Source organism: Pseudomonas sp. TE6283, assembly GCF_054060555.1.
On record NZ_JBSSDH010000003.1, the window covers coordinates 146,434 to 169,178 of the forward strand.

The window sequence follows — 22,745 nt, forward strand, 5'->3', positions numbered from 1 at the left end:
TAGTGAAGCGCAAGGCGGGCTGTCTTACGTGCGTGCACGCAGGGAAATTTGCTTGAGGTAGGCTTTGGGCGACAGTCCCGTGTGCTCGCGAAAGCACTTGTAGAAGGCTGACAGCGAGTTGAAGCCGGCATTGAACGCCAGTTCGTCGATAGCTGTACGCGCGCTGCCAGCATCGAGGCTGGCTATCAGGTATTGCAGGCGCGCCTGGTTGACGTAGCGGTAGAAGCTCTGACCGAGCACCTGGTTGAGCAGGTAGGAGATCTGGTTGCGGCTGTAGCCGCTTTCGTCGGCAACCTGCTGCAGGTCGAGCTCCGGGTCGAGGTAAGGACGTTGGGCCTGGAAGTAATGCTCCAGGTCCTGGGCCATGGTCGACAGCTGGCGTGGTGACAGGCCCAGGCGGCTGGTCGCCGGGCGCGGGCCGTGCGGCAGGCTGGCATTGCCGCCCTGGCGCACCAGGGTGGCGTATTCGTTGACCCGCCAGATCAGCCCGTCCCGGACCGTGATCGCTTCGCTGGACTGGAACGCCACCAATCCCTGGCCACCCTGGACCGTGACCTGGTACTGGATGAACGCTGTGCAGCCGTCGACGCGGATGCGGTCGCTGTGGACGATGTCCTCGCCGGCTTCATGGGGCAGGCAGGCGCGCACGTAGTCGCGCAGTTCGTCGAAGCCGAGCACGCGGTTCTGGAAGAAGTCGTGGTACTGGATGTCTGGGTGGTACAGCGCCATCACCCCGTCCAGGTCGCGATGCTTCCAGCACAGGTGGTAGCGCATGACGGTGTCGGCGGTGAGCGGGGTCTGCCCAGGGCCGTCGGGGACGGTGGTGATAGACATGCCGCTGATGGTGCCTCGTCATGTCCCGGTCTGACAAGAACGCTTGCGTTCAGGATTGCAGAAGGCCCTGTCCTTTTCGGCACGATCTGGCATTTTGCATGATGTTCAGCGATTTCCTACAAGCCAACTACCTGATTTATAAAGAAGTCATGTTTTGACACAAGTGGCACAGCACCTGCACCGCCTTACCCGAGAACGGACCTCCCCTCAGATAAGGCGTCGAAATCATGATCACACCTGCCGATTACCCCACCAACGACCCCAATCGCTCCGGTGTTTCCTGGGCCGCGATCTTCGCTGGCGCAGCAGCAGCGGCCGCATTGTCCCTGATCCTGGTGATATTGGGATCAGGGTTGGGGCTGGCCGCCACCTCGCCTTGGGCCGACGAAGGCGCCAGCGCCGAGGTCCTTGGCATTTCAACCATCATCTGGCTATTGATCACCCAGATACTGGCCTCGGGTCTAGGTGGTTACATCGCCGGACGTCTCCGGGTGAAATGGGCCAACCTGCACGGCGACGAAGTGTATTTCCGCGACACTGCCCATGGCTTCCTGGCCTGGGCGGTTGCCACGCTCGTGGCCGCCCTGTTGGTGCTGGGTACTGCGGGCAACCTGCTGGGAGCCGGTGTTACTGCAGCGTCCGGGGTGGCTGGCGCCTCTGCGGCTGCTGGCGTGGCTGGCAGCGATCGTCAAGGCGGGGACTCGATGGGCTACTTCGTCGATGGCCTGTTTCGCGGCCAAGGCCCGGTGGCGGTCAGTGACGACGCGGCAAATGGTGTGGCCGCCCGCATTCTGACACGCTCGCTAGTCCAGGGTGGTGCACTTTCGCCGGAGGACCGGACCTACCTGGCCCAGGTTGTCGCCCAGCGCACACGCCTGACACAACCCGAGGCTGAAGCCCGGGTCGATCAGGTCTATGCGCAGCTGCAGCAAGCCAAGCTCGAGGCCAAACAAGCTGCGGACGTTGCGACCAAGGCCGCGGCCTGGACGGCGTTGTGGACCTTCGTCGCCCTGCTTTGCGGCGCCTTCTTCGCCAGCCTGGCGGCATTGTTCGGCGGCCGGCAGCGTGACCGGGTGCAGTGGCTGGAAGGCAGTCCGGCCGACTACAACGTGCGCCACACCGCTGCACCGATCCGATAACTTTGAACAAGGAGATCTGTCATGCGCTCATTATTGTTGTGGATGCTCGGGGTACCTATTCCCGTGATCATCCTGATTGCATTGTTCATGCACTGAAAAATGAAAACGCCGCCCGAAGGGCGGCGTTCTCATTGGGGCATTCCGCTACAGGAACTGCTCGGCATAATGGCAAGCCACCTGCCGTGTACTCACCTGCCGCAACGCCGGTACTTCCTTGGCGCAACGGTCGGTGGCATAAGGGCAACGCTTGTGGAACGCGCAACCATCCGGCGGATTCAGCGGGTTGGGCAGTTCACCGGCGATGCGGATCTTCGGCTTGAGCGGATCCGGGTGGATCGCCGGGGTCGCCGACAGCAGCGCCTGCGTGTACGGGTGCAGCGGCTTCTCGTAGATATCCTCCTTCGACCCCATCTCCGCCGGCCGCCCGAGGTACATCACCAGCACCTGGTCGGCCACATGACGCACTACCGCCAGGTTGTGGGAGATGAACACGTAGGCGGTGTTGAACTCCTTTTGCAGGTCCATGAACAGGTTCAGCACCTGGGCCTGGATCGACACGTCGAGGGCCGAGGTCGGTTCGTCGGCCACCAGCACCTTGGGCTGCAGCATCATCGCCCGGGCCAGGGCGATGCGCTGGCGCTGTCCGCCGGAGAACATGTGCGGATAACGCTGGTAGTGCTCGGGGCGCAGGCCCACCTGCTCCATCATCTTCTGCACTTTCTCGCGACGCTCGGTCTTGCTCAGCGAGGTGTTGATCAGCAGTGGCTCGGCGAGCTGGTCGCCGATCTTCTGCCGTGGGTTGAGCGAGGCGTAGGGGCTCTGGAACACCATCTGCACGTCGCGACGCAGTTGCTTGCGCTGGTCCTTGCTGGCGCCCTTGACCTCGTGGCCGGCGATCTGCAGCGAGCCGGAGGAGGGCTCCTCGATCAGGGTCAGGGCCCGGGCCAGGGTCGACTTGCCACAGCCGGACTCACCGACCACGGCCAGGGTCTTGCCGGCTTCCAGTTCGAACGATACGCCATTGAGCGCGCGCACCAGCGCATGGCCCTTGAACAGACCGCGGGAGACTTCGTAGTGGCGGGTCAGCTCACGAGCGGAAAGAACGACGGCCATCACGCCACCTCCTGGTTCAGCGGATAGAAGCAACGCACCAGGCTATGGGCCTGGGGATCGAGGGCCGGGCGCTGCCGGCGGCAGTTTTCCTGCACGTAAGGGCAGCGCGGCGACAGCAGGCAGCCCTGTGGCCGGTCATAGCGGCCGGGGACGATGCCGGGCAGGGTGGCCAGGCGCTCGGCGCCGATGCTGTGCTCGGGAATGGCCGCCAGCAGCGCTTCGCTGTACGGGTGGGCGGGGATGTCGAACAGCTCCGGCACCTGGCCGACTTCGACGGCCTGGCCCGCGTACATCACGCATACGCGCTTGGCGGTCTCGGCGACCACGGCCAGGTCGTGGGTGATGAGGATGAGCGCCATGTTGCGCTCCTTCTGCAGGTTGACCAGCAGCTCCATGATCTGCGCCTGGATGGTCACGTCCAGGGCCGTGGTCGGTTCGTCGGCGATCAGCAGCTTCGGTTCACCGGCAATGGCCATGGCGATGGCCACGCGCTGGCTCATGCCGCCGGACAGCTGGTGCGGGTAGGCGTCCAGGCGGCTTTCGGCGGCCGGGATCTCGACCTTCTTCAACAACTCCAGGGCACGCTGGCGCGCGGCCTTGCCTTTCAGACCGAGGTGCTGGCGCAGCACTTCCTCGATCTGGTAGCCCACGGTGTAGCTGGGGTTGAGCGCGGTCATCGGGTCCTGGAAGACCATGGCGATGTCCTTGCCCACCACCTTGCGGCGCTGGCGGCCGCTGAGCTTGAGCATGTCGATGCCGTCGAACGTCAGGGTGTCGGCGGTGATGCGTCCGGGGGCGTCGATCAGGCCCATCAGGGCCATCATGGTGACGGATTTGCCGGAGCCGGACTCGCCGACGATGGCGAGGATCTCGCCGGCGTCCACGCTCAGTTCGAGGCCGTCCACCACGGGCACGGCATTGGCGTCGCCGAAGCGCACGTTCAGGTTGTTGATCTGCAACAGTGACATGACGTTCTCCTCAGGCGGCGTTCTTGAGTTTCGGGTCCAGCGCATCGCGCAGGCCGTCGCCCATCAGGTTGATTGCCAGCACACTGAGCAGGATGGTCAGGCCGGGCAGGCTCACCACCCACCAGGCGCGCTCGATGTAGTCGCGGGCCGAGGCCAGCATGGTGCCCCACTCGGGGGTCGGCGGCTGGACGCCGAGGCCGAGGAAGCCCAGGGCGGCGGCATCCAGAATGGCCGAGGAGAAGCTCAGCGTTGCCTGGACGATCAGCGGCGCCATGCAGTTGGGCAGCACGGTGACGAACATCAGGCGTGGCAGGCCGGCGCCGGCCAGGCGCGCGGCGGTGACATAGTCGCGGTTCAGCTCGCCCATCACCGCGGCGCGGGTCAGGCGCACGTAGGAGGGCAGCGAGACGATGGCGATGGCGATCACGGTGTTGATCAGGCCAGGGCCGAGGATGGCGACGATGGCCACGGCCAGCAGCAGCGACGGCAGGGCCAGCATCACGTCCATCAGGCGCATGATCGAGGGACCGAGGATCTGCGGGAAGAAGCCGGCCAGCAGGCCCAGCAGGATACCCGGGATCAACGACATCACCACCGACGACAGGCCGATCAGCAGCGACAGGCGGGCGCCCTGGATCAGGCGCGAGAGCAGGTCGCGGCCCAGTTCGTCGGTGCCGAGGATGAACTGCCAGGTGCCGCCTTCGAGCCACACCGGTGGGGTGAGCAGGAAGTCGCGGTACTGCTCGCTGGGGTTGTGCGGCGCGACCCAGGGAGCGAACAGGGCACAGAACACCACCAGGCACATGAAGGCCAGGCCGGCCACCGCGCCCTTGTTGCGCGAGAAGGCCTGCCAGAACTCTTTGTACGGCGAGGGGTAGAGCAAGCTTTGGTCAACCGCGCTGGGCGGGGTGACGGATTTTGGAATCGGGCTGGTCATGGCGGAGTCCTCAGCGCTGATGACGGATGCGTGGGTTGGCCAGGCCGTAGAGGATGTCCACGACGAAGTTGACCAGGATCACCAGGCAGGCGATCAACAGGATGCCGTTCTGGACCACGGGGTAGTCACGGGCACCGATGGCCTCGATCAGCCATTTGCCGATGCCCGGCCAGGAGAAGATGGTTTCGGTGAGCACGGCGCCCGCGAGCAGCGTGCCGACCTGCAGGCCGAACACGGTCAGCACCGGGATCAGCGCGTTGCGCAGGCCGTGGATGAACACCACGCGCGACGGCGACAGGCCCTTGGCGCGGGCGGTACGGATGTAGTCCTCGCGCAGCACCTCGAGCATCGACGAACGGGTCATGCGGGCGATCACCGCCAGCGGGATGGTGCCCAGCACGATGGCCGGCAGGATCAGGTGCATCACCGCATCCTTGAACGCGCCTTCCTCGTCGCTGAGCAGCGTGTCGATGAGCATGAAGCCGGTTTTCGGCTCGATGTCGTAGAGCAGGTCGATGCGCCCGGAGACTGGCGTCCAGCCCAGGCTCACCGAGAAGAACATGATCAGGATCAGGCCCCACCAGAAGATCGGCATCGAATAGCCGGCCAGCGAGATACCCATCACCCCGTGGTCGAACAGCGAGCCGCGCTTGAGCGCGGCGATCACCCCGGCCAGCAGGCCGATGACCCCGGCGAACAGCAGGGCGGCCATGGCCAGCTCCAGGGTGGCCGGGAACAAGGTGAGGAACTCGTTCCATACGCTTTCACGGGTGCGCAGGGATTCGCCCAGGTCGCCCTGGGCGAGCTTGCCGACGTAGTCCAGGTACTGTGCCGGCAGCGGTTTGTTCAGGCCCAGGCGCTCCATGGCCTGGGCGTGCATTTCGGGGTCGACCCGGCGTTCGCCCATCATCACTTCGACCGGGTCGCCGGGGATCAGGCGTATGAGCGCGAAGGTCAGCAGGGTGATACCGAAGAAGGTCGGGATCAGCAGACCCAGGCGTCGGGCAATAAAACTCAACATTGTCAGGGGTACCTCATCAGCCGGTAACGGCGCGCCGCCGGGGCCTCTTGCACAAGGTCCGGCGGCTGTTGTTGTTCTACTTCACCCGGGTGGTGGCGAAGTTGTTGTTGGTCAGTGGGTTGATCACATAGCCTTCGACGTTCGCGCGCATGGCGGTGAACATTTTCGGGTGGGCCATGCTGATCCACGGCTGGTCTTCATCGTACACCGCCAAAGCCTCGTTATAGAGCTTGGCGCGCTCGTCGTTGTCGATCACTTCGCGGGCGCGGGTGATCAGGTCCTGGAATTTCTGGTTGCACCAGCGCGCGTAGTTCTCGCCACTCTTGGCCGCATCGCAGCTGAGCATCGGCGTGAGGAAGTTGTCCGGGTCGCCGTTGTCGCCGGCCCAGCCCGCCGACACCAGGTCGGCCTCGCCCTTCTTGGCGCGACGCAGCATTTCGGCCCATTCCATCACGCGGATGTCGAGCTTGATGCCGATCTTGGCCAGGTCGGACTGGAGCATTTCGGCCGACAGGCGCGGGTTGGGGTTGGTCGGGCCGCCGCCGTTGCGGGTGAACAGGGTGATCACCGTGCCTTCCGGCACACCAGCCTCCTTGAGCAGGGCACGGGCCTTGTCGAGGTCGTGGGGCGGGTTCTTGTTGTCGGTGTTGTAGCCGATCATGGTCGGCGGGTACGGGTTGACCCCCGGTAGCGCGTTGCCCTTGCCGAACAGCTGGTCGACGTGGGTCTGGCGGTCGAAGGCCATGTTGATCGCCTTGCGCACGCGCACGTCGCTCAGGTACTTGTGCTGGGTGTTCATCGAGATGTAGCCGGTGACCAGCGCCTCGATCTCGGCAACCTTGAGTTTTGGATCGGTCTTGATCCCCGGCACGTCGTCAGGCTTGGGGTACAGGGCGATCTGGCATTCGTTGGCACGCAACTTTTGCAGGCGCACGTTGCTGTCGGTGGCGATGGCGAAGATCAGCCCGTCGGCTGGCGGCTTGCCGCGGAAGTAGTCCGGGTTGGCCTTGTAGCGAACCTGGGCATCCTTGCTGTAGCGCTGGAACACGAACGGGCCGGTGCCGACCGGCTTGCTGTTGAGATCGCCGGTCTTGCCGGCCTTGAGCAACTGGTCGCCGTACTCGGCGGAGTAGATCGAGGTGAAGGCCATGGCCAGGTCGCGCAGGAAGGGCGCTTCCGGGCGGGTCAGGGTAATCACCACGGTGTGGTCGTCGGTCTTTTCGACCGACTTGAGCAGGTCCTTGAAGGCCATGCTCTCGAAATAGGGGTAGCCGACGCTGGTCTTGTCATGCCATGGGTGGTCTTTCTTCAACTGGCGGTTCAGGCTCCACAGCACGTCATCGGCGTTGAAGTCGCGGGTGGGGGTGAAGTAGTCGGTGGTGTGGAACTTGACGCCTTCGCGCAGGTGGAAGGTGTAGACCAGCCCGTCGGGGCTGACCTCCCAGCTCGTGGCCAGGGCCGGCTGGATCTCGGTGGTGCCGGGCTTGAAGTCTACCAGGCGGTTGAAGATGGCCTCGGCCGTGGCGTCGGCTGTGACGGCGGTGGTGTACTGGACGATGTCGAAGCCTTCCGGGCTGGCTTCGGTGCACACCACCAGCGGCTTGGCCGCCAGATTCGATGCGGCGCCCAGGATGACGGCTGCCAAGGCAGCACGTAGCGGTAGCATTTTCATGGAACCTCCCTGCAGTGCTAGTTCCAGCGTAGCCGCCACGGCCCGTGGGGAGTCGGGCCGTGGCGCCAACGGTCAGAGGATGTTGAACGGAATGGTGGTCACGACGCGGAACTCGTCGAGGCTGCCGTCGGCCTGGGCCTTGCTCGCACGGTGGGCGGTGTAGGTGGCGCGGATGGTGGTGTCCTTCAGCATGCCGCTTTGCACCGCGTAGCTGGTGCCGATGCCCCACTCGTAGTGGTTTTCGCCGTCCTGGCCACGGACGTCATAGGCGGTGCCCTTGTAGTGGGTACCGTCGATACCCCAGCCGCGGGCGTTGTAGACGTTGAACTTCAGGCCTGGCACGCCATACGGCGCCATGTTCAGCACATAGCTGATCTGCAGGGACTTTTCGTTCGGGCCGTTGAAGTCCGACAGCAGGGAGTTGGCCAGGTAGATGCCGTTGGTTTCGTGCAGGTAGTCGAAGTATTCGTTGCCGTTGACCTGCTGCCAGGAGGCGCTGAGGGTATGGGCCTGGTGGGTCAGGCCGAACGACAGGCTGTAGGTGTCGTTGTCGATCTCGCCCATCTTCTTGCTGCCTTCGTCCACGGTCTTGTAGTAGTTCAGACCGGTGGTCAGGCTCAGCACCGCGCTGTCGCCCAGCACGTGGTTGGCGCCGAAGTAGTACTGGTTCCAGAAGTCCTCGACCTTGGTGGCGTAGAGGCTGGTGGTCAGGCTCTTGAGCGGCTGGTAGTTGAGGCCGACGGTGCTGGCGCGGTCGGTTTCCCTGCCGTTGCCGTATTCGCTGCGGAACTTGCTCAGGCTCTGCTCGGTACGCGGCGAGACGCGGTCGAAGGTACCCACGTCGAACGACAGGTTCTCGAACTCGGCGCTATGCAGGAACGCCCCCTGGAAGCTCGACGGCAATGCGCGGTTGCCGATATAGGCGATCATCGGCGTGTCCACCGACTGGCGGCCCACGGTCAGCGTGGTGTTGGAGATGCGGGCCTTGACGTTGCCCAGGCCCATCTTGCTCCACTGGCCGATCGGGTCGCCGTCGCTGTGGGTCAGCGTACGGTTGTTCGGGCCGGCCACGGCGGCGCGGCCCTGCTCGAGGGCGATGGCGTTGTAGGCCGCGGCCTCGACGGCGAAGCCCACGGTGCCTTCGGTGAAGCCCGAGCTGTAGTTGAGGATGGTGCCCTGCACCCAGTTGTCACGGCTGTGGGTGTCGTGGCGGGTGCCGTCACCCTTGGTGTACTTCCACAGCGGCGCACGGGTGGCGCGTTCGCGGGCATACCAGTTGCGGGTGCTGCCGGACAGGCTCTGGCCATCGATGAAGCCTTTGGCTTCGGCCTGCTCACTGCTGGACTTGAGCGCGAACGGCACGAAGTCCTGGCTCACGGGTTCGGCCTGGGCGAGGGCGCAGAAGGCGCCGACGGACAAGGCCAGTGCGGTGGTTGTGGTACGAATCAACATGAAAGCTCCCTGATATTTTTCTAGTTATCACCCGACCTTGTGAGCCGGGCTTGTCACGGTGACGCGGTACTGCAGTGTCTGCCTTGGGGTTGCCAGGCAAATCCGGGCTGCACGCGGGCGTCGGAGTGGGTTGCACTCCCACGCCCGCGTGCAGGGTCAATCGATGCTGACGCCGGAGAAAACGTTGCGTCCGAAGGGGCTGACCTTGAAGTCTTTCACGCTGATGCTCAGCGGCTGGTTGACCGTGGAGTGCGCGACCGGAGTGATCGGCACTTGTTGCTTGAGGCGTTGCTGGGCTTGTTCGTAGAGGCTGGTGCGTTGGTCGCGGTCGGTGACCTGCTTGGCTTTCTTGACCAGGGCGTCGTACTGCGTGTCGCACCACAGCGAGTAGTTGTTGCTGCCGATGGCGTCGCAACTGAACAGCGTGCCCAGCCAGTTGTCCGGGTCGCCGTTGTCGCCGGTCCAGCCGATCAGGGCGATGTCGTGTTCGCCGTTCTTCATGCGCTTGAGGTATTCACCCCACTCGTAGCTGACGATGCGCACCTTGAAGCCGAGCTTGCTCCAGTCGGCCTGGAGCATTTCGGCCATCAGCTTGGCATTGGGGTTGTAGGGGCGCTGCACCGGCATGGCCCACAGGGTGATCTCGGTACCTTCCTTGACCCCGGCCTGCTTGAGCAACTGCTTGGCTTTGTCCGGATCGAAGGGCGCGTCCTTGATCGAATTGTCGTAGGACCACTGGGTCGGCGGCATGGCGTTCGACGCGGCCTGGCCGGCGTCCTGGTAGACCGCCTCGATGATGGCTTTCTTGTTCACCGCCATGTCCATGGCTTGGCGCACCTCCAGCCGGTCGAACGGCGGGTGCTGGGTGTTGTAGGCGATGTAGCCGAGGTTGAAGCCGGGCTGGGTCATCACCTGCAACTGGCCGTCCTGCTTGAGCGCTGGCAGGTCGGCCGGACGTGGGTGCAGGGTGATCTGGCACTCGTTGCGGCGCAGCTTCTGGATGCGCACCGAAGGGTCGACGTTGATCGAGAACACCAGGTTGTCGATCTTCACCCGGTCCGGCGCCCAGTAGTCCTTGTTGCCCTTGAAGCGAATCTGCGAATCCTTCTGGTAGCGCTGGAACACGAACGGGCCGGTGCCGATCGGCTTCTGGTTGATGTCGCTGGCCTTGCCGCCGGCCAGCAGGTGCTCGGCGTACTCGGCGGAGAGGATCGAGGCGAAGGCCATGGCGATGTTCTGCAGGAAGGCGGCATCGACCGTGTTGAGGGTGAAGACCACGGTCAGCGGGTCGGTCTTCTCGACCTTGGCGATGTTCTTGTCCAGGCCCATGCTGATGAAGTACGGGAACTCGGTGGGGTAGGCCTGGCGGAAGGGGTGGCTCTTGTCGAGCATGCGGTTGAAGGTGAACAGCACGTCGTCGGCGTTGAAGTCGCGGGAGGGCTTGAAGTCCTTGTTGGCATGGAACTTCACCCCGGGGCGCAGGTGAAAGGTGTACTTCAGGCCGTCGTCGGACACTTGCCAGTCGGTGGCCAGGCCCGGCTGCACGGCGGTGCCGCCACGCTCGAACTCGACCAGGCGGTTGTAGATCGGTTCGGCGGCGTCGTTGTCGGTGGCCGCGGTGTACTGGGCGGTGTCGAAGCCCGCCGGGCTGCCTTCGGAGCAGAACACCAGGTTGTTGGCGAAGCTCAGCGGGGCCTGGCTCAGCAGGCCGAGGGCAAGCAGGGTGGAACACAGTGTGGTCAGGCGCATGGCAGATCCTTTGTCCGTCTTTTTCGGGCCGCGACAGGCAAAACGCGGCTGCAACATCCCGGTCCTGACGATAGGTGCGCCAGAATGTGGGAGCCAGGGCTTCGCTACTGATTTGGGAGTGGGAGCGTTCCGGCGAGCGTGTGGGAATTGCCCTACGTATCGCCTGGTCGTGTCATCGTCCCGCCGGGAAAACCGGCAGGACGATCACGGCCGTTACTTGTCCACGCTGACCCCGTAGAAGGAATTCAGGCCGAAGGGGCTGATCTTGAAGTCCTTCACTTTCGCGCTCATGGGCTGATACACGGTGGAGTGGGCGATGGGGGTCATCGGCACCTGCTCCTTGAGGATGTGTTGCGCCTGCTTGTACAGCTCGGTGCGCTTGGCCTGGTCGGAGGTCGCCTTGGCTTGCTTGATCAGGTCGTCGTAGGGCTTGTAGCACCATTTGGAGAAGTTGTTGCCGTCCATGGCGTCGCAGCCGAACAGGGTGCCCAGCCAGTTGTCCGGGTCACCATTGTCGCCGCTCCAGCCGATCAGCATGGCGCCCTGCTCGCCAGCCTTGGAGCGCTTGATGTACTCGCCCCACTCGTAGCTGACGATCTTGGCGTTGATACCGATCTTCTTCCAGTCGTTCTGGAGCATCTCGGCCATCAACTTGGCGTTGGGGTTGTAGGGGCGTTGCACCGGCATGGCCCACAGGGTGATCTCGGTGCCTTCCTTGATGCCGGCTTCCTTGAGGAGTTGCCTGGCCTTCTCGGGATCGTACTTGGCATCCTTGATGGTGGTGTCATAGGACCACTGCGTTGGCGGCATGGCGTTGACTGCCAGCTGGCCTGCGCCCTGGTACACCGAGTCGATGATCTCCTGCTTGTTCACCGCCATGTCCAGCGCTTCGCGCACTTTAAGCTGCGCGAGCGGGTTGGGTTCGTTGCTGCCCTTGAGCTTGTCCATCACGTTGTAGGCGATGTAGCCGAGGTTGAAGCCAGCCTGGTCGGGCATCTGCAGGTTCTTGTCCGCCTTCAGCGGGGCGATGTCGGCCGGCCGGGGGAACAGCGTCACCTGGCACTCGTTCTTCTTCAGTTTTTGCATGCGCACCGAGGCGTCGGTGCTGATGGCGAAGATCAGGTTGTCGATCTTCACTTCATCGGGGTTCCAGTAGTCCTTGTTGCCCTTGAAGCGGATTTGCGCGTCCTTCTGGTACTTGCTGAACACGAACGGGCCGGTGCCGATGGGCTTCTGGTTGATGTCGGCGGCCTTGCCCTGCTTGAGCAACTGGTCGGCATACTCGGCTGACTGAATCGAGGCGAAGTGCATGGCCATGTTCTGGATGAACGCGGCGTCGACCTGGGCGAGGGTGAACTTCACCGTGTGATCGTCGATCTTCTCCACCTTGGCAATGTTCTTGTCCATGCCCATGTCGGTGAAGTAAGGGAACTCGGTGGGGTAGGCCTTGCGGAACGGGTGATTCTTGTCGAGCATGCGTTCGAAGGTGAACAGCACGTCATCGGCGTTGAATTCGCGGGTGGGCTTGAAATACTCGGTGGTATGGAACTTCACGCCTTCGCGCAGGTGGAAGGTGTAGGTCTTGCCATCGTCGGAAACCTCCCACTTGGTGGCCAGGCCCGGAATCACCGCGGTGCCGCCTCGCTCGAATTGAGTCAGGCGGTTGAAGATGGTTTCGGCGGAGGCGTCAAAGTCAGTTCCGGTGGTGTACTGCCCGGGGTCGAAACCGGCTGGGCTGCCTTCGGAGCAGAACACCAGGCTGGATGCGGCGAGGGCAGAAGGAGCGCCGGCTAGCAAGCCTGCGCCTAACAGGAACGGAATGACTGCGTGTTTGAGCATGGTGGCCTCATTGTTGTCATTTTTCGAATTGAGGCGGCCTCGTGAGCCGACCTGCGGATACTTATGCAGGGGGTGTTCCCAATGCAACACTCAGCGGGATGGTTGGCGCCAAAATTGTGGTACGGACGTACATGGATGTCGCATCCATATAACTTTGGCGAATGTTGATCGTTTGCGGGGGTGAAAAAGGCGAAAAATTCAGGATGTTTCGCACTTTATGCGGCAAGCAGATGCACCCGTTTGGTGCGTAGGAAAGGTCTGAAACCGTTGTCCGAGACGTTCTGCACGCCTCGGACATCCGGTTGGGTGGGTCAAGGGACCTGCACTTCGATCAGGCCATCGGCGCTCATGCTGACTTCGCTGGTGCCGGCTTCGATATCCGGTGCCGGCGCCGCCTCGTCGGCGGCGCCCTTGGCCATCATCGCCATCGGCGCGCTGCGCAGGTACGGACGCGGGTAGCCGCTGCTGTTGAGGTTCAGGCTGACCACCTTGTAGCCTTTGCCGCCCAAGGCCTCGGTGGCCAGCTGAGCGCGAGCCTTGAAGGCGGCGACGGCATCCTTGAGCAGCTCGTCCTCGTTGCTCTTACGCGTGGCCGGGGCGATGGAGAAGTCCATGCCGCCCATTTTCAGGTCCTGCAGCAGCTCGCCGGTGAGCTTGGACAGGGCCGGGAAATCGGCGCCTTCCAGGCGCAGCTCGGCGCGCTCGCGCCAGCCGGTGATCTTCTGGCCCTTGGTGTCGTAGATCGGGTAGCTGTTGCGGCTGCCCTGGCTGATCTTCACATCCTTGACCTGGCGGGCCTGCTGCACGGCCTTGTTCATGGTCTCGGTGATCTCCTTGGCGAGCTTGCCCGGGTCGCTGTTCTGGGCTTCGCTGTACAGCGTCACGACCATCAGGTCGCGCGCCACTTCCTTGCTGACTTCGGCGCGCAGCGACACCTGGTTGTAGCGCGGCTCATCGGCCGCCAGGGCCGGCAGGCTGGCGAGCATGCCGCAGGACAGGGCAACAGCGGCGGCGCCGCAACGGGAAATGTGCATGTGGAGCTCCTTGGCAAGGTAAGGCGTGGATGAGGACATCCGTTCCACGCATGGCCGATCAGACCGGCAACAGTGTAGTGGGTTCAAAAATGCCATCATGAGTCTGTGACAAAGTGTGGCGCTTTGCCGCATCGCTGCAGCGAGGCGCCCGGCTTCGGTATACTCCAGCCGATTTTCCTGGAGCACTCATTGGGAGAGCTCATGCTCGCCGTCGCACAACCGTTGTCCGCTACACGCCAGAACCTCTGGCGCCTGACCTTTATTCGCATTCTCGTGCTGGCGGCCCAGGCCGGCTCCGTGGGCGTGGCCTACTGGACCGAGCTGCTGCCGTTGCCGTGGTTCTCGCTGGCGGTGACGCTGGCCCTGTCGTCGCTGCTGTGCGCGTTCACCGCCCTGCGCCTGCGCCTTTCGCTGCCGGTCACCGAGCTCGAATACGCCCTGCAGCTGGCCTGCGACCTGCTGATCCACAGTGCGCTGCTTTATTACTCGGGCGGTTCGACCAACCCCTTCGTCTCCTATTATCTGGTGCCGCTGGCGATCGCCGCGGTCACGCTGCCGTGGCTCTACTCGCTGGTGCTTTCGGGCATCGCCCTGGTGGCCTACAGCCTGCTGCTGGTGCAGTACTACCCGCTGGAAACGCTGCCGCTGGCCCGGGACACCATGCAGGTCTATGGCATGTGGCTGAGCATCGCCCTGGCCGCCGGGGTGATCACCTTCTTCGCCGCGCGCATGGCCGAGGAGCTGCGTCGGCAGGAGAACCTGCGCGCCGAACGCCGTGAAGAAAGCCTGCGCGACGAGCAACTGCTGGCCGTGGCCACCCAGGCCGCCGGCGCCGCCCATGAGCTGGGCACGCCGCTGGCGACCATGAGCGTGCTGCTCAACGAGATGCGCCAGGATCATGCCGATCCGCTGCTGCAGGAGGACCTGCAGATCCTCCAGGACCAGGTCAAGCTGTGCAAGGAGACCCTGCAGCAACTGGTGCGCGCCGCCGAGGCCAACCGGCGCCTGGCGATCATCGAGCAGGATGTCACCGCCTGGCTCGACGAGGCACTCAACCGCTGGCACCTGATGCGCCCGGAGGCCAGCTACCGCTTCCAGCGCCTGCGCGATGGCGTGGTGCCGCGGCTGACACCGCCGCCGGACCTGACCCAGGCGCTGCTGAACCTGTTGAACAACGCCGCCGATGCCTGCCCGGATGACCTGGAAGTGCGCCTGGACTGGAACGCCCAGGACATCGTCATCAGCATCCGCGACCATGGCCCGGGCGTACCGCCGGCCATCGCCGAAGCCATCGGCAAACCCTTCATTACCACCAAGGGCAAAGGCTTCGGCCTGGGCCTGTTCTTGAGCAAGGCCAGCGTGACGCGTGCGGGTGGTTCGGTGAAACTCTATAGTCATGAGCAGGGTGGCACCCTGACCGAATTGCGCCTGCCCCATGGCAAGCGAGGAGATGCATGATGAGCGAAGAAAACCAGGTTGAAGGCGAAGAGCTGCCGCACCTGCTGCTGGTGGACGACGACGCCACCTTTACCCGAGTGATGGCGCGAGCCATGGCCCGTCGCGGGTTCCGCGTGAGCACCGCGGGTTCTGCTGAAGAGGGCTTGAAGCTGGCTGAGCAGGACCTGCCGGACTACGCCACGCTGGACCTGAAGATGGAAGGCGACTCTGGCCTGGTGCTGCTGCCCAAGCTGCTGGAGCTGGACCCGGAGATGCGCGTGGTGATCCTGACCGGCTACTCGAGCATCGCCACGGCGGTCGAGGCGGTCAAGCGCGGGGCCTGCAACTACCTGTGCAAGCCGGCGGACGCCGACGATGTACTGGCGGCGCTGCTCTCGGAGCACACCGACCTGGACACCCTGGTGCCGGAAAACCCGATGTCGGTGGATCGCCTGCAGTGGGAGCATATCCAGCGGGTGCTGAGCGAACACGAAGGCAACATCTCCGCCACGGCGCGGGCGCTGGGGATGCACCGGCGCACGCTGCAGCGCAAGTTGCAGAAGCGCCCGGTGCGGCGCTAAGCAAGCATCGCGGGGCAAGCCCGCTCCCACAGTCCGAACACAGGCTGTGGGAGCGGGCTTGCGCCGCGATGGCATTCTATTGGCTTTAGGAAGCTTTCATCCCCGAGCGGTCAACCCGCACCGCCAACTGCCCAGCCCCCGATGGCGCCTCGAACGCTACCTGTCCCCCTGCCGGCACTTTCGCCCGGCCAATAACCTTGCCGGCACGCAGCAACTCCAGCGGCATGCCTTCCATCGACTGGCCCGAAGCCAGTTCCAGTTTGACCTTGATATTCATCGGTGACCTCCTTGTCACGCGTTGCGATCGATATAGAGCGTGGTCTTGCCGTCCAGGCTGGCAATCAGTTCCGGTGAACCGCCGCGGAACTGGCGGAACAGGTTGCGCCCGCGTTGCTTGCCGTCCGCCGGCACTTGCACGCTTGGGTGGAACTGGTCGGTCAACTCGACATAGGCACTCCACGGGCCGATGTACGACTCATTGAGCTGGTCGGTGACGCTGAAGGCGTAGCGCACCGCATTGCCCCGCTGCCAGTTCAGGCCATCGGGCTCGCGGCGCTCCCAGCCGGTGATCGCCGGCGAGGTGCCCGGGGCATCGATGAAGCCGGTGGGCTTGTTCGGCTTGTAGTCCTTGAGCAGCAGGTAGGTGCTCCAGCCCCACCAGTCGCCGATGCGGTTGCGATCGTTGAGGTCGTTGACATCCTTGCGCCGCAGCACGGTCTTGCCGTCCTGGAAGTACAGTGGGGCGAAGTTGCCGGGCACCAGGTCCTGCTCGGCGGCCCGCAGGTCGGGCGCCAGGCGCAGCGCCGCGAAGTCCTTCGCCGCCGGCGCGCGGCCTTCGGCGAAGGCCTGGAACACCTCGTCGGCCGACCGTTGCACGGCGCGGCCCACCTGGCGACGGTTGGCCACATCGATGCTGTCGAAGTAGCGCTTGTCGCCGTAGGCGCGCCATTGCTCGCCTTCGGCATTGCGCACGGCCAGGCCGTACTTGCTGTCCTCGTCATGCATGAAGCGCGAGATCAGCGAGCCGACGTCACTCGGCGTGACGGTATCGGCCAGGGCCTTGCGCGGCACCCGCAGGTGGCCGGCGGAGAACAGGTCGGTGAGGAAGTGGTCGGCGAAGGCGTTCATCGCATAGGCCAGTTGCAGGTCGCGCTCCTCGCCGCTGGCGCGGGCTTTGAGCGCCTGCTGCAGGGCGGCGGCGTGGCCGGCCTGGTAGGCCGCCAGCGCCCAGGGGCCGAAGTGATCCCAGTTGCTGGCGGCCAGTTTCAGGTAACGGCCCAGGGGGAACAGGTCGGAGGCGAAGCTGCCGCCCCCGGTGATGCGGTTCCAGCGCGCCGACAGGCTGTCACCCAGCGCGTCATAGGCCTCGTGGGGCTGGCGTCCGTCCTTGATGGCCCGGTTGGCGGCGCCGATTTCTTCCTGCATGACCGCGAGGATCTGTTCGGCTTCCGCCTTGGCCGCTGGCAGGCGCGCCAGGGAGTCGAAGGCCTGGGTGAAGCGCTCGACCCGTTCGGCGTCGTTGGCGCCATCGGCGATCGGGCGCTCGGGCAAACCGTAGAAGTCGCCGCCCAGGGCAATCACCTGGCCATAGGTCAGGCTCAGGCCGTTGGGCAACGGCAGCGGCGACTGATGGGCGGGGATACCCGGTTGACCTGCTTCAAAGCGCAGCAGGGTGTTGTCGCCGATGGCAGTGTGTTCGCCGCCTTCGAAGAACAGCTCCGGCCCGCGCCGTGCGGATGTGCCGCGCGCCGGTGGCGGCGCAAGGCGGTGATACTTGACAGTGTGGTGGCCATGCATGACCAGCATCAGATGGCTGTCGGGGCCGGGCAGGGCGACGCCCTGTTCCTCGAACAACTGCTCGAGGTCGGCGACCACCAGCGTTGCCTGGGCCTTCGCGGCTACAGGCAGAGTGTGCATTCCTGACATGATTTGCTCCTTGCAATGTCTGGATCATCCATTTTTATACTGTATGCATATACAGTAATTCTTACTATATTCAGGAAAATTCCTACGTCAAGATCTCTTTGTGCGGGTATCTGGCTGCTGTGGCGGGCGCAACTCCCCCGGCACTCACGTATGATTGCGCCCCTGACGGTATTTCCCGGGAACACGTTGCATGCTTGCCCTTCTTATCCAGACACTGAACATCACGGCCCCTGTGTTCGCCATGCTGTTCATGGGCGTGCTGCTCAAGCGCATCCGCTTGATCGACGACAACTTCAACCGGGTCGCCTCGAAGCTGGTGTTCAACGTGTGCATGCCGGCGCTGCTGTTCCTCGGCATCTACCATGCCGACCTGGCGTCTGCGGTGAAGCCCGGGGTGATCCTCTACTTCGTGGTCGCGACATTGGCGTGTTTCGGCCTGGCCTGGGGCCTGGCGATCTGGCGCTGCCCGCGGGCGGACCGGGGCGTCTACACGCAGGGGGCGTTTCGCGGCAACAACGGCGTGATCGGCCTGGCACTGGCGGCCAGCCTGTATGGCGACTACGGTATATCCCTCGGCGCGGTGCTGGCCGGGCTGGTGATCCTGCTGTACAACTCGCTGTCGGCGGTGGTCCTGGCGGTGTACAGCCCGGACCTGAAGTCCGACCCGTGGAGCATCTGCAAGAACATCCTCAGCAATCCGTTGATCATCAGCGTGCTGGTGGCCACGCCCATGGCCTATGGCCAGGTGCCGCTGCCCAACTGGCTGCTGACCTCGGGGGACTACCTGGCACAGATGACCTTGCCGCTGGCGTTGATCTGCATCGGCGGCACCCTGTCACTGGCGGCGCTGCGCGACAGTGGTCGGTTGGCCATCGATGTCAGCCTGGTGAAGATGGTCTGGCTGCCGGTGCTGGGAACGCTTGGCGCCTGGTTGTGCGGTTTTCGCGGTGCCGAGCTTGGCATCCTGTTCCTCTACATCGGCAGCCCCACCGCGGCGGCCAGCTATGTGATGGCGCGGGAAGCCAACGGCAACCATGAGCTGGCGGCGTCGATCATCGTGATCACCACGCTGATGGCCGCCGTCACCACGAACATCGGGATTTTCTTCTTGCAATGGGGTGGATGGATCTAGTCCATTGCAAGCAAAACCAATAACACTGCCTCACCTAAAGGACACTTCATGCAAGACCAGAGCACGCCCGAGCGCTTGCAGCGCGGGCTGAAGAATCGCCATATCCAGCTGATCGCGCTGGGCGGGGCCATCGGCACCGGGCTGTTCCTGGGCATCGCCCAGACCATCCAGCTGGCCGGCCCGTCGGTGTTGCTGGGCTACGCCATCGCCGGCCTGATGGCCTTCCTGATCATGCGCCAGCTGGGCGAGATGGTGGTCGAGGAGCCGGTCGCCGGCAGCTTCAGCCACTTCGCCCACCAGTACTGGAGCGAGTTCGCCGGTTTCGTCTCGGGCTGGAACTACTGGGTGGTCTACGTGCTGGTCGGCATGGCCGAGCTCACCGCGGTGGGTATCTATGTGCAGTACTGGTGGCCGGACTTCCCCACCTGGGCCACGGCGGCGATCTTCTTCGTGGTGATCAACGCCATCAACCTGACCCAGGTGAAGGTGTACGGCGAAATGGAGTTCTGGTTTGCCCTGGTCAAGGTGGTGGCGATCGTCAGCATGATCGGCTTCGGCGCCTGGCTGCTGACCAGTGGCCACGGCGGACCGGATGCCAGCATCGCCAACCTGTGGCAGTACGGTGGCTTCTTCCCCAATGGCGTCACCGGGCTGATCATGGCGCTGGCGGTGATCATGTTCTCGTTCGGTGGCCTGGAGCTGGTGGGTATCACCGCCGCCGAGGCGGCCAACCCGCGTGAGAGCATTCCGAAGGCCACCAACCAGGTGGTCTATCGCATCCTGATCTTCTACATCGGCGCGCTGGCCGTGCTGCTGTCGCTGTATCCGTGGCAGAAGGTGGTGCAGGGCGGCAGTCCGTTCGTGATGATCTTCCACGAGCTGGACAGCGACCTGGTAGCGACGATCCTCAACGTTGTTGTGCTGACCGCCGCGCTGTCGGTCTACAACAGCTGCGTGTACGCCAACAGCCGCATGTTGTTCGGCCTGGCCACGCAGGGTGATGCGCCGCGCCAACTGCTCAAGGTCAGCCGTCGTGGCGTGCCGCTCACCGCGCTGGGTGTGTCGGCCTTCGCCACCGGCCTGTGCGTGGTGATCAACTACCTGATGCCGGGCGAGGCCTTCGGTCTGCTCATGGCCCTGGCGGTGTCGGCGTTGGTTATCAACTGGGCGAGCATCAGCATTACCCACCTGAAGTTCCGCAAGGCCAAGCTGGCGGCGGGTATCCAGCCGTTCTACCGTAGCCTGGGGCATCCGCTGACCAACTACCTGTGCCTGGCGTTCATCGTGTTGATCCTGGTGGTGATGTACCTGACGCCGCCGATTCGTATTTCGGTGATGTTGATTCCGGCGTGGATTGCTGTGTTGTGGGTGGCATTCCGGATCAAGAAGGCGCGGCAGGCCTGATTTTATCTAGTTCGGTTTCGGGATGTTCATGGCGTCCTGAAACCGAGCAGGCTTGGATGGCGTATTATTGTCGTTCAAGTCTGTTTTCAATCTCTCGGTTGCCATCGCAGGCAGTCAACACATTGCCAATTATCTAACCCCCAACTTCGCATCCCTTGATCTTGATCTTGATCTTGATCTTGATCTTGATCTTGATCTTGATCTTGATCTTGATCTTGATCTTGCTATTGCTTCTAAGTGCGCGATAGTTCAGGCGCCGCCAATTGCGACTTCAGGAGGCCGAGCGGAGTTCTTGCGGAGGGAGGTGACGGGCATGGATGCCCGTCAAGCGCTGCGCCCCAGGATGGGGCGTTCAGCGCGGTCCTCCCGGGAGCAAGAACGGAGCGAGGGAACCCCGGAGCGAAGCGTAGGGGCCGGATGAATGGAGCGAGGATTTTTTGGTTCCTTTTTGATCCTTCAAAAAGGGACCCGCCGTAAGGGCGGAAAGGTGACTTTGCGTCACCATCGCAAATGAATGCGCATATAACTTTCAAAACACACGCTCTGAAAGTCAAAGTCAAAGTCAAAGTCAAAGTCAAAGTCAAAGTCAAAATCGGTCGGCGCGGGTTTCTACAGGTGCAAGCGCATTCATTTACGATGTCGACGCATAGTCACCCTTTCGCCCCCCGGCGAGTCACTTTTTGTCAAACGCCCGGAGCGCCGGCCGGACAAAAGTAACCAAAAAACGCTGCGCTCCATTCATCCGGCCCTCCGCTTCGCTCCGGGTCTCCTCACTCCGGCCTTGCTCCCGGGAGGACCGCGCTGAACGCCCCATCCTGGGGCGCAGCGCTTGACGGGCATCCATGCCCGTCACCTCCCTCCGCAAGGCCTGCGTTCGGCCTCCTGAAGTCGCGAAGGCACGGGCGGCGCCTGGGCTGGCGCAGCTGTCGCTAGTGGACGGGGTGGTTAATCTTCTGATCGCCAAGCTGTATGGATCACCCACATGGGTTACACAGTAGTTCACCCACATAGGTAACAGTCACGAGGCCAGGGCGCCCACCCTTAATCGCTAGAACTCGCCTGATAGCTATCAATCACTTCCTGCGCCGCCCGAAACGCATCGATCGCCGCCGGCACCCCGGCATACACCGCGCAATGCAGCAGCGCCTCGCGGATCTCCTCAACGGTGCAACCGTTGTTAAGCGCCCCGCGTACGTGCCCCTTGAGCTCTTGCGGGCACTTGAGCGCGGTCAGGGTGGCCAGGGTGATCAGGCTGCGGGTCTTCAGCGGCAGCCCGTCACGGGCCCAGACACTCCCCCAGGCATGTTCGTTGACGAAGTCCTGCAGCGGTTGGGTGAACGCGGTCGCGTTGCCCAGGGCGCGATCGACGAAGGTATCACCCATCACCTGGCGACGAATGCTTTCGCCGGTCTGTTTCGTGTCAGCCATGTTGTTTTCCTTAGTGTTGGCGGCGCCAGGCGCGGACCGTGGTGTACAGCAGCACGACCCCGAGCACGGGCATCACATAGAACAGCATCAATCGTTCAAGGCGTCCGGCCAGCGGCATCCCGGTAGTGAAGGCCACCACATGCAGGCCGTAGGCCAGGTACAGGCACAGGAACACCAGGCCTTCGGCGCGGGTGACCCGGTAGCCGGAATAGAACACCGGCAGGCACAGGGCGGCGACACCGAGCATCACCGGCAGGTCGAAGTCCAGGGCGTTGGGGGAGATCGACAAGGGCTCGGGGGTGATCACCGCAGTGAGCCCCAGCACCGCCAGCAGGTTGAACAGGTTGCTGCCGATCACCGTGCCCACGGCGATCTCCCGTTCACCGCGCAGGGCCGCGATCAGCGCGGCTGCCAGCTCTGGCAGCGAGGTGCACACGGCCACCACGGTCAGGCCGATGATGCGTTCGGACAGGCCCAGATCGGTGGCCACCTCGACCACCGCCTCCAGCAGCAGGTGGCCGGCCAGGCTCAGGAGGACCAGGCCCACGACAACTTGCAGCACAGTCCTGCTCCAGAAGCGCAGCGGGCTGGCGTACAGGGGGCTCGGCGCGGGGTAGGTGCGGGCGTAGTGGCGTGACTGATGCCAAAGCATGGCCAGGTAAGCCAGCAGGCCGAGCAGCAGCAGGCCACCTTCCAGGCGCCCCAGCTGGCCGTTGAGCGCGAGCAGGTACACCAGGGCGCTGGCCAGGATCATCAGCGGGATGTCCAGGCGCACCAGCTGGCGCGACACGCGCAGCGGAATGATCAGTGCCGCCAGGCCGAGAGTCACCAGCACGTTGAAGATGTTGCTGCCCACGACACTGCCCAGCGCGACGTCCGGCGCGCCCTGGTAGGCGGCCTGCAGGCTCACGGTCAGCTGTGGCGCGGTACTGCCGAAGGCCACCAGGCTCAGGCCGATGATCAGCGGGCGCACGTGCAGGCGGCCGGCCAGGCGCAGGGCGGCACGCACCAGCAGTTCGGCGCCGATGATCAGCAGCACCAGGCCCAGGCCCAGTTGCAGCAGGCTGAAGGCGGGGAGG

At 63.8% G+C, this 22,745-nt stretch carries 19 protein-coding genes; 5 read left to right on the top strand and 14 right to left on the bottom strand.

The window, feature by feature from the left end:
• Positions 1–24: 24 nt before the first annotated feature.
• Positions 25–834 carry a helix-turn-helix domain-containing protein gene (locus ACVWZ5_RS06155; protein WP_457340469.1) on the bottom strand — a complete coding sequence of 270 codons (810 nt, stop codon included), beginning with the start codon at positions 832–834 and terminating at the stop codon, positions 25–27.
• Between the two features lie 227 nt (positions 835–1,061).
• Between ACVWZ5_RS06155 and ACVWZ5_RS06160 the strand changes: the two genes are divergently transcribed.
• Positions 1,062–1,973, top strand: coding sequence for a hypothetical protein (locus tag ACVWZ5_RS06160; RefSeq protein ID WP_457340470.1), 912 nt, complete (start codon positions 1,062–1,064; stop codon positions 1,971–1,973).
• 144 nt (positions 1,974–2,117) lie between these two features.
• Here the strand turns inward: ACVWZ5_RS06160 and ACVWZ5_RS06165 are convergent, their stop codons facing one another.
• The 9 genes from ACVWZ5_RS06165 to ACVWZ5_RS06205 all read right to left on the bottom strand — a co-directional run bounded on the left by ACVWZ5_RS06165 (position 2,118) and on the right by ACVWZ5_RS06205 (position 13,758).
• Positions 2,118–3,086: a peptide ABC transporter ATP-binding protein gene (locus ACVWZ5_RS06165; RefSeq protein WP_062572885.1), complete on the bottom strand. Its 969-nt coding sequence runs from the start codon at positions 3,084–3,086 to the stop codon at positions 2,118–2,120.
• Positions 3,086–4,054 (bottom strand): ABC transporter ATP-binding protein, encoded by a 969-nt coding sequence (locus ACVWZ5_RS06170; RefSeq protein WP_062572886.1) that lies wholly within the window; start codon positions 4,052–4,054, stop codon positions 3,086–3,088. Before ACVWZ5_RS06170 ends, ACVWZ5_RS06165 begins: the two co-directional genes overlap by 1 nt.
• A 10-nt stretch (positions 4,055–4,064) precedes the next feature.
• Positions 4,065–4,991: an ABC transporter permease subunit gene (locus ACVWZ5_RS06175; protein WP_062572887.1), complete on the bottom strand. Its 927-nt coding sequence runs from the start codon at positions 4,989–4,991 to the stop codon at positions 4,065–4,067.
• Positions 4,992–5,001: 10 nt separating this feature from the next.
• Positions 5,002–6,012 carry an ABC transporter permease subunit gene (locus ACVWZ5_RS06180; RefSeq protein ID WP_028689623.1) on the bottom strand — a complete coding sequence of 337 codons (1,011 nt, stop codon included), beginning with the start codon at positions 6,010–6,012 and terminating at the stop codon, positions 5,002–5,004.
• 76 nt (positions 6,013–6,088) lie between these two features.
• Positions 6,089–7,684 carry an ABC transporter substrate-binding protein gene (locus tag ACVWZ5_RS06185; RefSeq protein WP_084941948.1) on the bottom strand — a complete coding sequence of 532 codons (1,596 nt, stop codon included), beginning with the start codon at positions 7,682–7,684 and terminating at the stop codon, positions 6,089–6,091.
• A gap of 72 nt (positions 7,685–7,756) precedes the next feature.
• On the bottom strand, positions 7,757–9,136 hold the full coding sequence (locus tag ACVWZ5_RS06190; RefSeq protein ID WP_062572889.1) for an OprD family porin: 1,380 nt from the start codon (positions 9,134–9,136) through the stop codon (positions 7,757–7,759).
• Between the two features lie 156 nt (positions 9,137–9,292).
• Positions 9,293–10,885 carry an ABC transporter substrate-binding protein gene (locus ACVWZ5_RS06195; protein ID WP_084941947.1) on the bottom strand — a complete coding sequence of 531 codons (1,593 nt, stop codon included), beginning with the start codon at positions 10,883–10,885 and terminating at the stop codon, positions 9,293–9,295.
• Positions 10,886–11,098: 213 nt separating this feature from the next.
• Positions 11,099–12,724: an ABC transporter substrate-binding protein gene (locus ACVWZ5_RS06200; RefSeq protein WP_062572890.1), complete on the bottom strand. Its 1,626-nt coding sequence runs from the start codon at positions 12,722–12,724 to the stop codon at positions 11,099–11,101.
• A 311-nt stretch (positions 12,725–13,035) separates the two neighbouring features.
• Positions 13,036–13,758, bottom strand: a complete 723-nt coding sequence (locus tag ACVWZ5_RS06205) for an SIMPL domain-containing protein (protein WP_062572891.1) — start codon at positions 13,756–13,758, stop codon at positions 13,036–13,038.
• Positions 13,759–13,959: 201 nt separating this feature from the next.
• Between ACVWZ5_RS06205 and ACVWZ5_RS06210 the strand changes: the two genes are divergently transcribed.
• Together ACVWZ5_RS06210 and ACVWZ5_RS06215 are read left to right on the top strand one after the other, a co-directional pair.
• Positions 13,960–15,216 (top strand): ATP-binding protein, encoded by a 1,257-nt coding sequence (locus ACVWZ5_RS06210; RefSeq protein WP_028689628.1) that lies wholly within the window; start codon positions 13,960–13,962, stop codon positions 15,214–15,216.
• Entirely contained in the window at positions 15,216–15,776 is a 561-nt protein-coding gene (locus tag ACVWZ5_RS06215) for a response regulator transcription factor (protein ID WP_028689629.1), read from the top strand. The genes ACVWZ5_RS06210 and ACVWZ5_RS06215 overlap by 1 nt, the downstream gene beginning before the upstream one ends.
• An 85-nt stretch (positions 15,777–15,861) precedes the next feature.
• Here ACVWZ5_RS06215 and ACVWZ5_RS06220 read toward each other — a convergent pair whose 3' ends face one another.
• Entirely contained in the window at positions 15,862–16,053 is a 192-nt protein-coding gene (locus ACVWZ5_RS06220) for a hypothetical protein (RefSeq protein ID WP_096048646.1), read from the bottom strand.
• Positions 16,054–16,067: 14 nt separating this feature from the next.
• Positions 16,068–17,702: a phospholipase gene (locus ACVWZ5_RS06225; RefSeq protein ID WP_457340471.1), complete on the bottom strand. Its 1,635-nt coding sequence runs from the start codon at positions 17,700–17,702 to the stop codon at positions 16,068–16,070.
• 190 nt (positions 17,703–17,892) lie between these two features.
• Between ACVWZ5_RS06225 and ACVWZ5_RS06230 the strand changes: the two genes are divergently transcribed.
• Both ACVWZ5_RS06230 and ACVWZ5_RS06235 read left to right on the top strand, forming a co-directional pair.
• Complete coding sequence (locus tag ACVWZ5_RS06230) at positions 17,893–18,834, top strand: AEC family transporter (protein ID WP_084941944.1); 942 nt, start codon at positions 17,893–17,895, stop codon at positions 18,832–18,834.
• A gap of 48 nt (positions 18,835–18,882) precedes the next feature.
• Positions 18,883–20,238, top strand: a complete 1,356-nt coding sequence (locus tag ACVWZ5_RS06235; protein WP_084941943.1) for an amino acid permease — start codon at positions 18,883–18,885, stop codon at positions 20,236–20,238.
• 1,041 nt (positions 20,239–21,279) lie between these two features.
• Here the strand turns inward: ACVWZ5_RS06235 and ACVWZ5_RS06240 are convergent.
• Complete coding sequence (locus ACVWZ5_RS06240; RefSeq protein WP_096048644.1) at positions 21,280–21,666, bottom strand: carboxymuconolactone decarboxylase family protein; 387 nt, start codon at positions 21,664–21,666, stop codon at positions 21,280–21,282.
• Between the two features lie 10 nt (positions 21,667–21,676).
• Positions 21,677–22,720 carry a calcium/sodium antiporter gene (locus tag ACVWZ5_RS06245; protein ID WP_186599363.1) on the bottom strand — a complete coding sequence of 348 codons (1,044 nt, stop codon included), beginning with the start codon at positions 22,718–22,720 and terminating at the stop codon, positions 21,677–21,679.
• Positions 22,721–22,745 lie beyond the last annotated feature (25 nt).